Origin of the sequence: Curtobacterium sp. MCPF17_051 (assembly GCF_003234595.1) — a bacterium.
GTDB lineage: Bacteria > Actinomycetota > Actinomycetes > Actinomycetales > Microbacteriaceae > Curtobacterium > Curtobacterium flaccumfaciens.
The window spans coordinates 132358-146173 of sequence record NZ_QKSE01000006.1; the positions used below are offsets into that span (position 1 = coordinate 132358).

8 protein-coding genes are annotated in these 13816 nt (G+C 69.3%); 6 read left to right on the forward strand and 2 right to left on the reverse strand.

The features are described from left to right. Positions 1–30: 30 nt before the first annotated feature. Complete coding sequence (locus DEJ35_RS06370; protein WP_111192301.1) at positions 31–5358, reverse strand: DUF6531 domain-containing protein; 5328 nt, start codon at positions 5356–5358, stop codon at positions 31–33. A 117-nt stretch (positions 5359–5475) separates the two neighbouring features. Then, a complete protein-coding gene (locus DEJ35_RS06375; protein WP_027466625.1) occupies positions 5476–5757 on the reverse strand; it encodes a hypothetical protein in 282 nt (93 codons plus the stop codon). 207 nt (positions 5758–5964) lie between these two features. Here DEJ35_RS06375 and DEJ35_RS06380 point away from each other — a divergent pair, with 207 nt between their 5' ends. The 6 genes from DEJ35_RS06380 (at position 5965) to pstB (ending at position 13688) form a co-directional block, all read left to right on the forward strand. Further along, on the forward strand, positions 5965–8130 hold the full coding sequence (locus DEJ35_RS06380; RefSeq protein ID WP_110861805.1) for an RNA degradosome polyphosphate kinase: 2166 nt from the start codon (positions 5965–5967) through the stop codon (positions 8128–8130). Continuing rightward, entirely contained in the window at positions 8127–9074 is a 948-nt protein-coding gene (locus tag DEJ35_RS06385; protein ID WP_110861807.1) for an NUDIX domain-containing protein, read from the forward strand. Before DEJ35_RS06380 ends, DEJ35_RS06385 begins: the two co-directional genes overlap by 4 nt. A 404-nt stretch (positions 9075–9478) precedes the next feature. Continuing rightward, positions 9479–10585, forward strand: a complete 1107-nt coding sequence (locus tag DEJ35_RS06390; protein ID WP_110861809.1) for a phosphate ABC transporter substrate-binding protein PstS — start codon at positions 9479–9481, stop codon at positions 10583–10585. A gap of 224 nt (positions 10586–10809) precedes the next feature. Next, positions 10810–11760 carry a phosphate ABC transporter permease subunit PstC gene (pstC, locus tag DEJ35_RS06395; protein ID WP_110861811.1) on the forward strand — a complete coding sequence of 317 codons (951 nt, stop codon included), beginning with the start codon at positions 10810–10812 and terminating at the stop codon, positions 11758–11760. A gap of 13 nt (positions 11761–11773) precedes the next feature. Beyond that, the gene (gene pstA / locus DEJ35_RS06400) at positions 11774–12859 is read left to right on the forward strand and encodes a phosphate ABC transporter permease PstA (protein ID WP_110861813.1); all 1086 of its coding nucleotides are present in this window, start codon (positions 11774–11776) and stop codon (positions 12857–12859) included. 49 nt (positions 12860–12908) lie between these two features. Next, positions 12909–13688, forward strand: coding sequence for a phosphate ABC transporter ATP-binding protein PstB (pstB, locus tag DEJ35_RS06405; protein WP_027466631.1), 780 nt, complete (start codon positions 12909–12911; stop codon positions 13686–13688). The last annotated feature ends 128 nt before the right edge of the window (positions 13689–13816 follow it).

A 13816-nucleotide genomic window follows, 5' to 3' on the forward strand; every position in this document is an offset into this window, starting at 1 on the left:
GTTCTACGGTCATTCATCGAGCACACCCTCTCAGTGTCCAACCCAACGTGGACCTTTCGCTCCGGAGATGAATCCTCCCATAGCGTCCGGGAGCAAGTCTGCCCCGCGGTCACCGTTGGGTCGCACGACTTCGTTGACCACGGACTGTCCCGCTCCGACAACGTGGTTGGCCACGAGGTCCGTGCTCTCGTTGACGAGCCCGGCGGCTCGAGAGGCGACGCCCTGCGCGTTCACCAGGGGCAGCCGAAGTTCGCCTGCCAGCTTGCCAGCGAAGACGCTCCCGCCTGCACCCGTGGCGAAGCCGCTACCGAATGCGTGCACATAGCCACCCAGGTTGCGGTTTTCGCCGTTTATGCCGTAGTCAAGCGTGTTCGAACTTGCTTGCTGCAGCCCTCCCGAGACCGCTCGCTGTCCCATCGAACCCACGGCGGCCCGCGCCACGTTCTGAACGCCTGAATTGCCGATGTTCTGAATTGTAGGGAGGGCAGCACGGGTCGCCTGCGTTCCGTACTTGGCGATCGTGCCAGCAGCACCACCGCCGACCAACCCAGCCGCGCCGCCGATCACCATCTGGATCCCAACTTTCCCCCAGTCGACGTTTCCCGTGTCCGGCCCCTGCTGAATGATCGAGATCCCCCCGGCCATGAGCGCACCCGACCCAGCCGCAGCGGCGGCCATCACTGCGATGTTCACTCCTGGAACGAACATGAGGGCCACAGCCCCGACAATCATCGCCGTCGCCAGGAGCGCCTGTTTGTGCTCACCGATCCATTTGCCGGCTCCTACGATGAACCCCTGGTTGGCATCCCGGTACGCCTGCATGTCGGCATCGGTCGCCGGCCGCAGCCCGAGCGGGTCGACGGCCTGCAACGGATCGTTGCCCGCGTACGAGTACGGGTTCCCCGACCACGCGGCACCCAGGATCGGCGCGAGCGGATCGACCGACAGGAAGCCCCGCGCCGCAGGGTCGTACACACGGGCGCCGAGCCACTCCAGCCCTGCGACGGACACCCCACCCGAGCCGGTCAGGGACACCCCCGCGGGCAGCCCGACGTCGGTGACGGCAGCGAGCGCAACCCACGGGTCCGCAGCATCGGTCGCGCGAGCGCTGCGCCAAGCGGGCTGCGTCACGGCATCGCCGATCGCGGTGACACCCCCCGGCAGGTCGAGCAGCGACGTGTCGGCAATGCTGATGAGTGACGGCACGACCGCGGCGGAGTCCCACCACGCGGCGACCCCACCCACCTCGGCGAGCTCACCGAGCGCGTCGACCCAGACGTCGAGCCGACCGGTCTCGGCGTACGAGGCGTCGCGGTCGACGACGGCAGCGATGTACCCCAGGTCGGACCACGCGTACTCGGTGGTCGAACCATCGGCTGCGGTCCGCCGGATGCGTCGGCCGAGACCGTCGTGGACGTACTCGGTCCGGCCGGCCTCGGTGATCGTCGCGACCAGCTGTCCGGCAGCGTCGTAGTCGTGGCGCGTCTCGACACCACCGACGGTCTCGGCGACGAGTCGCCCACCGTCGTCGTAGGCCCACGTCGAGTCCCCGGCGCGCACGAGCTGCCCGGCGGCGTCGTACTCGTACGACACCGCTCCGGACGGTCCGTCGACCGCGGTGATCCGCGCGTCGGCATCGCGCTCGATCCGCGTGCTGGTGGCACCGTCGAGCGTGGTCGAGGTGTGCGCGACGAGGGTGCCTCCCTCGTACGACCACGACTGCACCAGGTCGCCCGTGGCCGCCTGGACGATACGACCCGAGGCGTCGTAGGAGAACGCGCCGGCAGCGGTGCCGTCACGGTCCACACCGACGACGCGGCCGACGGCGTCGCGACGGTAGGTGGTTCGGGTGCCGTTCGGGTCGACCCGAGTGGTGCGGTTGCCGTCAGCGTCGTACTCCCACGCGACGGACTGGTCGCCGCGGGCTCGGCGGACGAGCAGGCCACGGCGGTCGTGCTGCAGCTCGTGCTCGATCGTCCGGCCTGCACCACGGGTGTGGTCCGACACGACGACAGTTCGGTGGACGGTGTCGCGGGTGATCTCCGACTGCACCGCACCGTCGACGAGCACGGCCTGCTGGCGGCCGGCTGCGTCGTACGTCCACTCGGTGGTGCGGCCGTCGGGATCCGTCTGCCGGATCTGGCGCCCGGCCGGGTCGTAGGCCGCCATGGTGGTCCGCCCGAGCGGATCGGTGACGGCGACCACGCGGTCGACGGCGTCGTACTCCCGTCGAGTGGTCCCGCCGGCAGGGTCGGTGATCGTCACCAGGCGCCCGCGCTCGTCGTACTCGAACGAGGTGACCCCGTCGAGACCGTTGACGACCTGGATCAGCTGCCCGGCGGCGTCGTAGCGGAACCGACGACGGCCGAAGCGTGCGTCGTGGCTGGAGACGAGCCTCCCGGCCTGGTCGTAGCGGAACCGCGCGGTGCCGGAACCCGGAGTCGTCTGCGTGACCACGCGCCCGACTGCGTCGTACGTGATCTCCTCGACCTCGCCGGTGGGCAGGGTCCGGGCCACGACACGGGAGTCCGCGTCGTAGGTGAGCGTCGTCCGCGCCCCCGCGGCGTCGGTGGCTGCGGCGGGACGCCCGCAGGCGTCGTACTCGTACGTGGAGCGCGCGCCCGAGGGGGCGACCAACGCGACGACGCGACCGGCGAGGTCGCGCTCGAGTCGGGTCAGTCCGCCTTCGCCGTCGACGAGTTCGACGGGGCGACCGGCGGCGTCGTAGGTGATGAGTTCGGAACCGGTCTCGTCAGACGTGGACTCGACGGGTCGGCCGTACTCGTCGAACCGGACGGTCGCGGTGTCGAAGGCGTCGCGCAGCGTCGCGACGCCGGTCGCGACGTCGTCCGAGAATTCCTGACGGACGCCCGTCGGGTCTACGGTCGCCCTCAGCTCGCCGACGACGTCGTACTCGCGACGCCAGTTCGCGCCGGCCGGGTCGGTGACGGCCTGGAGGCGCGACAAGGCGTCGTGCGCGAACGTCCAGACCGCGCCGCCCGGCAACGCGAGCTCCGCCAGGTTCCCCTGGTCGTCGAACGTCCGTGAAACGCGTCGACCCAGTGGGTCGGTCGTGGTCGCGAGTTCGCCGTTCGGGGCGTACTCGAGCGTCGTCCGTGCTCCGAGCGGGTCCGTGATCGCAGCGATCCGTGCTCCGGCGGCGTACTCGAAACGCCAGACGGCTCCGTCGGCGTCACGTCGTTCGACGAGGAGCCCGGCGGCGTCGTAGCGGTACTCGCTCCGTGCGCCGGAGGGGCTGATCGCGGCGACCGGGTGACCGGCCGCGTCGCGCTCGATCCGAGCGGTGTCGCCGACGGCGTTGGTGGTCGAGACGAGCTCACCGAACGCGTCGTAGGAAAGCGTCAGGACCACGCCGGTCGGGTCGACGACATGGGTGAGGGAGCCGTCCTGCCAGGTCAGCTCCGTCCGGCCGCCGACCGGGTCGACGATGACCGACGGGTCGCGGTCGTCGCCCACGTACTCGTAGCTCACGACGGCACCGGCCTCGGTGACGACCGTCGTCACGCGGTCCTGGTCGTCGTACCCGTAGGTCAGGTCGCCGCCGGACGGCGTGACGGTCCGGGTCTTCCGGCCGCGGTCGTCGTACGCGTGGACGGTCACCGACCCGTCGCGCTCGGTCGCCGACACCAGGTTGCCGTGCCGGTCGTAGCTCATGGACTGGCGTCGGTCGTCGGAGTCGATGACCCCGACGAGACGCCCCTTGGCGTCGGCGATGTAGGAGTTCGACCGCGAGCCGTCGTGGTCGGACACCACCGTGACGCGGCCAGGCAGGTACGCGAAGCGCACGGAGCGGCCGTGCGGGCTGATCTGTTCGACCACGCGGCGCTGGTCGTCGTAGGTGTTGTCGACCTCGACGACACCGGCCGCACTCGTGACCGTCGTGATGAGGTCGTCGTCGTTCCAGCCGTAGGTCCGGGTGCCGAGGGCGTCGGTCACCGAGACGAGTCGGCCGCGCTCGTCGTACCCGTACTCGACCCGGCGACCGTCGGAGGCGCGGAGCACCGCCACTCGGCCGTCGATGTGGTCGATGTCGATCGAGCGCCCGCGCTCGTGCAGCAGGCGCACGACGACGTCGTCGGCGTCCCGCTCGACGCGGACCGTGGTGCCGGCCCCGCCGCGCTGTCCGAGCCACAACCCGGACGGCGAGAAGTCGATGCGCTCACCCTGGTTGTCGCGGACGACGAGCCGGTCGCCCTCGGCCGCGAGCCAGCGGTTCTCGCCGACGCCACGGGCCCACCCCTCGCCGTCACGTGGGAAGCGCACCTGACGACCGTCGGCGCCGACGAACGACGCGCCCTCGTCGTCGAGGAGCAGGCGGGTCTCGAGGATCGACGCCCACCCCGGACCGAAGAGGCCGACGTACTGGTCGAGGGAGTTGTACATGCGGGTCACCTGCAGCGCCGCAGATGCACCGGTGAACGCCAGGTCGAGCTCCGGCTCGAGGAAGTTGCCCGTCGTGGTGTTCACCGGGTCCATCGAGAAGCCGGTCGTCGGCTGGGCACCGTAGGCCGTCGGCGGATCGAACTGCAGATCGGTGCGGGTCTGCGAGACGCCGGCCGCGGCGAGCGCGGCTGCGAGCCCGGAGTCCGCGACGGTCGAGACCTCGCCCTCGCCGCCGGCGGCCGCGAAGGCGTCGGCGACGGTGTTGGCCCACGTGACGTCCTGGTCGTTCGCCGCGATCCACTGCTCGAACGCCGTCACGACGCTGCCGGCGTCGACGTGCGCCCACGAGCACTTCGCGGCGAAGCCGGCGAGCTTGCCGCGGAGCGCCCCGGGCTTGCCGTCGAGGGCACGGTTCAGCGCCGAGGAACCGGTCGCGAACGAGCGGAGGTCAGCGGGTCGGGCGGACGACGTGCCACCACCGCCCCCACCGCCGGCTCCGGGGTTCGGGGTGTCACGCGGCTTCGTCGTCACCGCCGGCGGGTCGAACTTCGGTGCCGGTTCGTTCTCGACGGTCGGCATCGGGTCGTAGTGGACCGTGTCGTTGAGGAAGTCCTGGAAGCCGTTGCGGCCGTCCTCGCGCTCCTGCCACTCGCGGGCGGTCTTGCGTCGCGCGCGCTCGTCCGCGGCGGCGGCCTTCATGGTGTCGATCCACCCGGCGACGGTCTCGAGGGCGTCGACGATGTTGGTGGCGTCGCTCGATGCCGTCCCCGCGTTCTGCGTGAAGAGCTGCGAGAAGTGCCCGCGGAACTCCTGCGAGGCGGTCGTCACGTACGACTGCCTCGATGCCTTCTGGCCACTGATCGCGTCAGCCGACGCGGTCAGCGAGCTCTTGAGCGCATCTGCGGTGGCGTCGTCGAACTCGATCGGATCCGTGTTGGCGTGGATCTTCGCCATGGTCGTCCCCCCAGGGTCGGTGATGGTCGTGCTGATCGTGCTGGTGAAGCGGCCCCACCGACCGCGAACGCCCGGACCGCCGCGAGTGCGACGGTCCGGGCGGGAACAGGCCGGTGCTTACGCGCCGCCACCTGCGGTGAAGATGTCCTGCGAGATCTTGTCGAGCTGCGTCCGGAGCTGCTCGAGCTCGGTCTTCGCCTTGTCGAGAGCAGCCTTGGTCTCCGGCCAGGTGGACCCGCGGAACGTCGCCGCGAGCGGGCCGTCCCAGACGTTCGAGTCGGACAGGATCCGGCCCTGGGCGTCGAGCTGCGAGATCTGGTCGGTGAAACCACCGTTGATGATCGACTGAACCTGACGGATGGCGGTCTTGGCCTGCTCGGTCGAAAGGACACGCGACATGATGAACCTCTTTCATTCGTAGCTGCACCCCCGCGCAGTGGAATCCCCCCGGAGGCTCTGACACGGCCCACCATACCCACAAACCCGGGCAGATGTCACCGTCGGTATATCGTGACCCTTCCTCCACATCCGAACGGTTCACCGCCGGTTTCCACAGCGTCCACCGAGGCCCCTCCGGCGGCAGGGGCCTGGTGGCAGGATGTGGGGATGGACACCGAACCGCAGCTCGACGGCGAATCCGTCGCACCCGACCTCGACGACTTCGACGAAGTCATCGAGATCGAGCACGAGTCACTGCCGACGGACCGCTACTTCGACCGCGAGCTCAGCTGGCTGCGGTTCAACCAGCGCGTGCTCGAGCTCGGTGAAGACCGCACGCAGCCCCTGCTCGAGCGGGCGAACTTCCTGGCGATCTTCGCGTCCAACCTCGACGAGTTCTTCATGGTCCGCGTCGCCGGCCTGAAGCGCCGCATCGACACCGGCATCGCCGTCCCGACCAACGTCGGCCGTGCCCCCAGCGACGTCCTGCGTGACATCGCGAAGAAGGCCCACGAGCTGCAGGACCGGCACGCCCAGGCCTTCATCGGGTCGCTCAAGCCCGACCTCGACGCCGCGGGCATCCACATCGAGCACTGGTCCGACCTCGACGAGGCCGACCGGCAGCGGATGCGGGAGTACTTCAACGAGCAGATCTTCCCGGTGCTCATGCCCCTGGCCGTCGACCCGGCGCACCCGTTCCCCTACATCTCCGGGCTCTCGCTCAACCTGGCGGTACGGGTCCGCAACCCGAAGTCGCAGCGCCAGGAGTTCGCGCGCCTCAAGGTGCCGCAGAACTTCTCCCGCTTCATCAAGCTCCCCGACGACAACTCCGGTCGGATGCGCTTCATCCCGCTCGAAGACCTCATCGCGAACCACCTCGACGACCTGTTCCCGGGGATGGAGGTCCTCGAGCACCACGTGTTCCGGGTCACCCGCAACGAGGACGTCGAGATCGAGGAGGACGAGGCCGAGAACCTCATCCAGGCCCTCGAGCGCGAGCTCCTGCGCCGCCGGTTCGGTCCGCCGATCCGCCTCGAGATCACCGAGGACATGGACCCGGTGACCCTCGACCTGCTCGTCCGTGAACTCGACATCACCGAGGAAGAGGTCTTCCGGCTGCCGTCGCCGCTCGACCTCGGCGGGCTGTTCGAGATCTCCAAGATCAACCGTCCGGACCTGCACTACCCCAAGCACGTGCCGACCACCCCGGTGCAGTTCCAGCCGGGTGAACCGAACACGAAGCCCGACCTGTTCCGCGCGATCAAGGCGAACGACGTCCTGGTCCACCACCCCTACGAGTCCTTCGCCACGAGCGTGCAGGCGTTCCTCGAGCAGGCCGCGGCCGACCCGAACGTCCTGGCGATCAAGCAGACCCTGTACCGCACCTCCGGCGACAGCCCCATCGTCGAAGCGCTCATCGACGCCGCGGCCGCGGGCAAGCAGGTCCTCGCCCTGGTCGAGATCAAGGCCCGCTTCGACGAGCAGAACAACATCACCTGGGCCCGGAAGCTCGAGAAGGCCGGCGTGCACGTCGTCTACGGCCTGGTCGGGCTGAAGACGCACTCCAAGCTGGTGCTCGTCATCCGGCAAGAGGGCGGGACGCTCAAGCACTACAGCCACATCGGCACGGGCAACTACAACCCGAAGACCTCGCGCATCTACGAGGACATGGGCCTGTTCACGTCGGACGACACCGTGGGCAAGGACCTCACGCGCCTGTTCAACGAGCTGTCCGGGTACGCCATCGAGAAGAAGTTCAAGCGGCTGCTCGTGGCACCGCTGCACCTGCGCAAGGGGCTGCTCAAGCGCATCCAGACCGAGGCCGCCAACGCCCGCGCCGGCAAGCCCTCGGGCATCCGGATCAAGGTCAACTCGATGGTCGACGAGCAGATCATCGACGCGCTGTACCTGGCGAGCCAGGCCGGGGTGCCGATCGACGTGTGGGTGCGTGGCATCTGCTCGCTCAAGCCCGGCATGGAAGGCGTCAGCGACACCATCCGCGTGCGCAGCATCGTCGGCCGCTACCTGGAGCACTCGCGGGCATTCGCGTTCCACAACGACGGCGACCCGGCGGTGTTCATCGGCAGTGCCGACATGATGCACCGGAACCTCGACCGTCGTGTCGAGGCACTGGTCCGGCTCACCGCCCCCGACCACATCGCCGAGGTGCAGGAGATGTTCGACCTCGCGATGGCGGACACCGCGAGTTCGTGGCACCTGGAGTCCGACGGCGAGTGGACGCGGCACTCCACCGACGATGCGGGCCGTCCGCTCGAGGACGTGCAGAATGTGACCATGCGGAAGATCTCGGCCCGGAAGCGCTCGACTCGGTGAGCGGCGGTCCCTCGGGCCCCGTCGTCGCTGCGGGTGCGGTCGTCTGGCGCGAACAGGACGGCACACCCCTCGTGCTGCTCATCCACCGTGACCACCACAAGGACGTCTCCCTGCCCAAGGGCAAGGTGGACCCGGGCGAGGCCGTCCCGACGACCGCCGTGCGCGAGATCGACGAGGAGACCGGGTACCGCGTCCACCTCGGCGCACCGCTCGGCACCGCCGAGTACGTGCTGCCGAACGGTCGCGACAAGGTCGTGCACTACTGGGCGGCCCGGGTCTCGGCCAAGGAGTACGCCCGCGCCGGCGCCTTCGTGCCGAACCACGAGGTCGCGGCGCTCGAGTGGGTCACCATCGACGACGCCCGCAAACGCTTGACGTACGAGCGGGACGTCGCGATCCTCGACCGGTTCGCCGAGCGTGCCGCCGCCGGACAGCACCGCACGTTCGCCCTGATCACCCTGCGCCATGCGAAGACGGTGCCCGGCTCGGACTGGGACGGCCCCGACGCCACCCGTCCGCTGCTGCCCGTCGGCCGCTCGCAGGCCAAGGCCGCCGCGGCGCCGGTCGCGGCGTTCGGCCCGAAGAAGATCGTGAGCAGCACGGCGGCGCGGTGCCTCGCGACCGTCGAACCGCTGTCCGCCACGACGAAGCTCGGCGTCTCGAGCACCCCTGACCTCAGCCAGGACGCCCACGACCGCGGAGCTGCCGACGTCAAGGGCGTCGTCCGGCGCCGGCTCGACAAGGGCAAGACCGCCGTGTTGTGCTCGCACGGCCCGGTGCTGCCCGACATCATCGCCCGGATCGCCACCGCGACCGCCGACGAGTCCGGCCGGTTCGACCTGCGCCGCGCCGCGATGCTGTCGGTCGGGGACTTCTCCGTCATGCACATCGCCGGAGACACGCTCGTCGCGGTCGAGACGCACCGCAACACGATCCCGGCGTAGCCCGCCACCGCCCGACCACAGTGCCGGCGGACCGCAGCGCCGCCGGGCCACAGTGCCGGCGGACCGCAGCGTCGCCGGGCCACAGCGCCGCCGGACCGCAGCCAACGCGCCCGGTACCCGGCCACACGCCGGGGCCGCGCCGCGCCCGGGAACGCGATCCGGGCCTCCCGACCGCTCGTCCGCGATCATGCGTGCGCATCTTCCGAACGAGCGCACAGTGCCCCCGATCCTGCTCCCTGCGCGGGTGCGGCGCACGCCGCCCCGACGTGGACAACCCCTCGTTCACCTCCCGTTCACCAACGGGGGTGATTGCGGTCACCTCGCGTCCCTACAGTCGCTCCCGGGTCGGCACCGGCCCAGGGACCGCAGTGGTCCCACTGCATTCCATTCCCGAAGGGACCCCTGTGAACATCAAGCGAATCGGTTCGATCGCAGCAATCGCGATCGCCGGCGCAGTCGTGCTCTCCTCGTGCGCGGCGAACGAGGACGCGGGCAGCACCGAGTCCTCGTCCACCAGCGGTAACGACTACTCGAGCCTCTCCGGCACCCTGACCGGCTCCGGCTCGTCGGCACAGCAGACCGCGCAGGCCACCTGGGCCGCCGGTTTCCAGAACGAGGCCTCGGGCGTCACGGTCAACTACACCCCGGACGGCTCGGGCGCCGGCCGCGAGAACTTCATGTCGGGTGCCGCGGACTTCGCCGGCTCCGACGCCGCGCTGAAGGACGAGGAGCTCTCGGGCACCTTCGAGTCCTGCAAGGCGGACACCAAGGGCATCGACATCCCCGTCTACATCTCCCCGATCGCGATCGCGTACAAGGTCGACGGCGTCAGTGACCTGACCCTCGACGCGAAGACCATCGCGGGGATCTTCTCGGGCAAGATCACCAAGTGGGACGACTCGCAGATCGCCGACCTGAACAAGGACGCGAAGCTGCCGGACGCGGACATCACGGTCGTGCACCGCTCGGACGACTCGGGCACCACGCAGAACTTCTCGGAGTACGTCTCCGCGAACGCCGCTGACGTCTGGACCGAAGAGCCCAGCCAGACCTTCCCGTACTCGGTCGGTGACAGCGCGAAGGGCACCTCCGGTGTCGCCTCCGCGATGGGCAGCGCCACCAACGCCATCACCTACATCGACGACTCCGGTGCGGGCGACCTCGACCGCGCGAAGCTGATGGTCGGCGACAAGGCGACCGAGCTCTCGGCCGAGGGTGCCGCGCAGGTCGTCGCCGACTCCGAGATCGCGACCGGCCGCGAGGACAACGACCTCGCGATCGACATCGACCGCAAGGACACCGCTGACGGCGCCTGGCCGCTGGTCCTCGTCTCCTACGCCATCGCGTGCCAGGAGTACAAGGAGGCCGACAAGGCCGAGCTCGTGAAGGGCTACCTCGACTACGTCGTCTCGAGCGCCGCTCAGGACGCCGCTGCGAAGGAGGCCAAGTCGGCCGCCCTCTCCTCCGACCTCGCGTCGAAGGCCAAGGACGCGGTCGCGTCCATCAAGTAAGGCCCCCTGAGCGCCCGGACGCCGGTCCCACCCACCTGACCGGCGTCCGGGCACTCAGTCGTCCAGGACCCACACGGACGGCCCCCGTCCAGGAACCCACCCGGACGCGCCCCCGTCCAGGACCCCACACGGACGGGCCCCCGTCCAGGCCCACGGCCCGGACACCGCACCACCACCCCCAGAACCCGTCGCCTCCCCCGGCGTTCCTCCGACAGGAGTACCCCATGACGACCGCACCGGCCCAGCCAGGGGCCACCGTCACCCCGATCAAGCCGAAGGCCGTCGTCCGTGTCGGCGACCGCGTCTTCTCCGCCGCCTCGGTCATCGCCGGCGGCCTCATCCTCTTCGTGCTCGTGCTCGTCGCCGCGTTCCTCGTCTGGCAGAGCATCCCGGCCTTCTCCGCCAAGGTCGGAGAGCTGCCGGGCAAGGCCACGAACTTCTGGGACTTCGTCGGCCCCCTGGTCTTCGGCACCGTCTGGTCCGCGCTCATCGCGCTCGTGATCGCCGTGCCGCTGTCCCTCGGGATCGCCCTCTTCATCTCGCACTTCGCGCCGCGTCGACTCGCGCCGGTCCTCGGCTACGTGATCGACCTGCTGGCCGCGGTGCCGTCGGTCGTCTACGGCCTCTGGGGCATCGCCGTGCTGGCGCCCCTGGTGAAGCCGTTCTACGTGTTCCTCAACGAGTACCTCGGCTGGTTCCCGCTGTTCTCCGGCCAGGTGTCCGGCACCGGCCGCACGATCCTGACGGCGTCGATCGTCCTCGCCGTCATGGCTATCCCGATCATGACCGCGGTCATGCGTGAGATCTTCCTGCAGGCCCCGACCCTCAACGAGGAAGCGGCCCTGGCCCTCGGCGCGACCCGCTGGGAGATGATCCGCCTGTCGGTCCTGCCGTTCGCGAAGTCCGGCATCGTCTCCGCGATCATGCTCGGCCTCGGTCGCGCACTCGGCGAGACGATGGCGATCGCGCTGGTGCTGTCGGTCTCGACGAACGTCACGTTCCAGATGCTGACGTCGCAGAACCCCTCGACGATCGCCGCGAACATCGCCCTGCAGTTCGCCGAGGCCTCGGGCACGGCACTCAACGCGCTCATCGCGTCGGGTCTGATCCTCTTCGTCATCACCCTGGTCATCAACATGCTCGCGCGGTACATCGTCCGCAGCCGAGTCAGCTGAGAGGTCGCACCCGATGTCCCTCGCGCTCCGTCAGACCGGCACCGCCGGCAACGTCTACGCCAACGGCAAGCTGCACGCCTCCGTCCCGTGGCTGCTGCTGGTCGGCAGCTGGGTCGCCCTCGTCCTGGTCTTCGCCCTGCTCAACGCGGGTGGCGCCGTCGAGGACTTCAACGTCGTCGCCGCGATCTTCCTCGGCACGGTCCTGTTCGACGTCCTCATCGTCGTCATCTCGCGCATCGTCGAGGGCGGCCGCAAGGCGGTCGACCGCCTGGTCACCTCGCTCGTCATCACGGCGTTCGTCATCGCGGTCCTGCCGCTGGTGTCGTTGCTCTGGACGGTCATCGCCAAGGGCATCGCCCGCTTCGACGCGAACTTCTTCTCGTACTCGATGCGCGGGGTCATCTCCGAGGGCGGCGGCGCGGTCCACGCCCTCATCGGCACGCTCGAGATCACGCTGTTCGCGGCGCTCATCTCGGTGCCGATCGGCCTGCTCACCTCGATCTACCTGGTCGAGTACGGTCGCGGCGCCCTGGCGAAGGGCATCACGTTCTTCGTCGACGTCATGACGGGCATCCCGTCGATCGTCGCGGGCCTGTTCGCCTACGCGCTCTTCGCGCTGTTCCTCGGCCCGGGTGCCCGCTTCGGCCTGGTCGGCTCCGTCGCCCTGTCGGTGCTGATGATCCCGATCGTCGTGCGCTCCACCGAAGAGGTGCTGAAGATCGTCCCGATGGAACTCCGCGAGGCCTCGTACGCCCTCGGTGTGCCGAAGTACCTCACGATCCTCAAGGTGGTGCTCCCCACCAGCCTCGCCGGCATCACCACCGGCGTCATGCTCTCGATCGCCCGCGTCATCGGTGAGACCGCCCCGCTGCTCGTCACGGCCGGCTTCACCGCGAGCATGAACTACAACCTGTTCCGTGACCCGATGATGACCCTGCCGGTGTACGCGTACACGCAGTACTCGCAGCAGGGCGCCAACCCGGTGCCGTTCGTCGACCGGGCCTGGACCGCGGCCCTCGTGCTCATCCTGATCGTGATGCTGCTCAACCTGCTCGCCCGGTTCATCACCCGCCTCTTCGCCCCCAAGCTCAGCCGCTGACCCTCCGCCCCCGCGGAACCAGCGACACCACCCACCCAGAAGGATCAACGTGTCCAAGCGCATCGAGGTCGACGGCCTCAACGTCTACTACTCGAAGTTCAAGGCGGTCGAGGGCGTCGACATCACCATCGAGCCCCGCACCGTCACGGCCTTCATCGGCCCGTCGGGCTGCGGCAAGTCCACCTTCCTCCGCACCCTGAACCGCATGCACGAGGTCATCCCCGGCGCATGGGTCGAGGGCTCGGTCAAGATCGACGGCGACGACCTGTACGGCGCCGGCGTCGACCCCGTGCTCGTCCGTCGTCAGGTCGGCATGGTCTTCCAGCGTCCGAACCCGTTCCCCACGATGTCGATCCGCGACAACGTGCTGGCGGGCGTGAAGCTCAACAACAAGCGCGTCTCCCGCTCCGAGGCCGACGACATCGTCGAGCGCTCGCTGCAGGGCGCGAACCTGTGGAACGAGGTCAAGGACCGCCTCGACAAGCCCGGCATGGGCCTGTCCGGTGGGCAGCAGCAGCGTCTCTGCATCGCCCGCGCGATCGCGGTGGAGCCGGACGTGCTCCTGATGGACGAGCCCTGCTCGGCCCTCGACCCGATCTCGACCCTCGCCATCGAGGACCTGATCGAGGAGCTCAAGAAGGAGTTCACGATCGTGATCGTGACCCACAACATGCAGCAGGCGTCGCGTGTCAGCGACAAGACGGCGTTCTTCAACATCGCCGGTACCGGCGCTCCCGGCAAGCTCATCGAGTTCGACGACACCGCGACGATGTTCTCGAACCCGTCCGTGCAGGCCACCGAGGACTACGTCTCGGGCCGCTTCGGTTGATCGGCATCCGTCCGTCGCGCTGACGGACTGCCTGGAGGCCCGGTGCACGTCCGCCACGGACGCGCACCGGGCCTTCGTGGTTGCGCCCGGCCCCGTGCACGCGTGTCGCGACCGGACACCCGTCGATC

Coding starts and splice junctions, on each gene's coding strand:
- DEJ35_RS06380 (WP_110861805.1), top strand. CDS start 5,965: ATGGACACCGAACCGCAGCTCGACGGCGAATCCGTCGCACCCGACCTC.
- DEJ35_RS06375 (WP_027466625.1), bottom strand. CDS start 5,757: ATGTCGCGTGTCCTTTCGACCGAGCAGGCCAAGACCGCCATCCGTCAG.
- DEJ35_RS06370 (WP_111192301.1), bottom strand. CDS start 5,358: ATGGCGAAGATCCACGCCAACACGGATCCGATCGAGTTCGACGACGCC.
- pstA (WP_110861813.1), top strand. CDS start 11,774: ATGTCCCTCGCGCTCCGTCAGACCGGCACCGCCGGCAACGTCTACGCC.
- pstC (WP_110861811.1), top strand. CDS start 10,810: ATGACGACCGCACCGGCCCAGCCAGGGGCCACCGTCACCCCGATCAAG.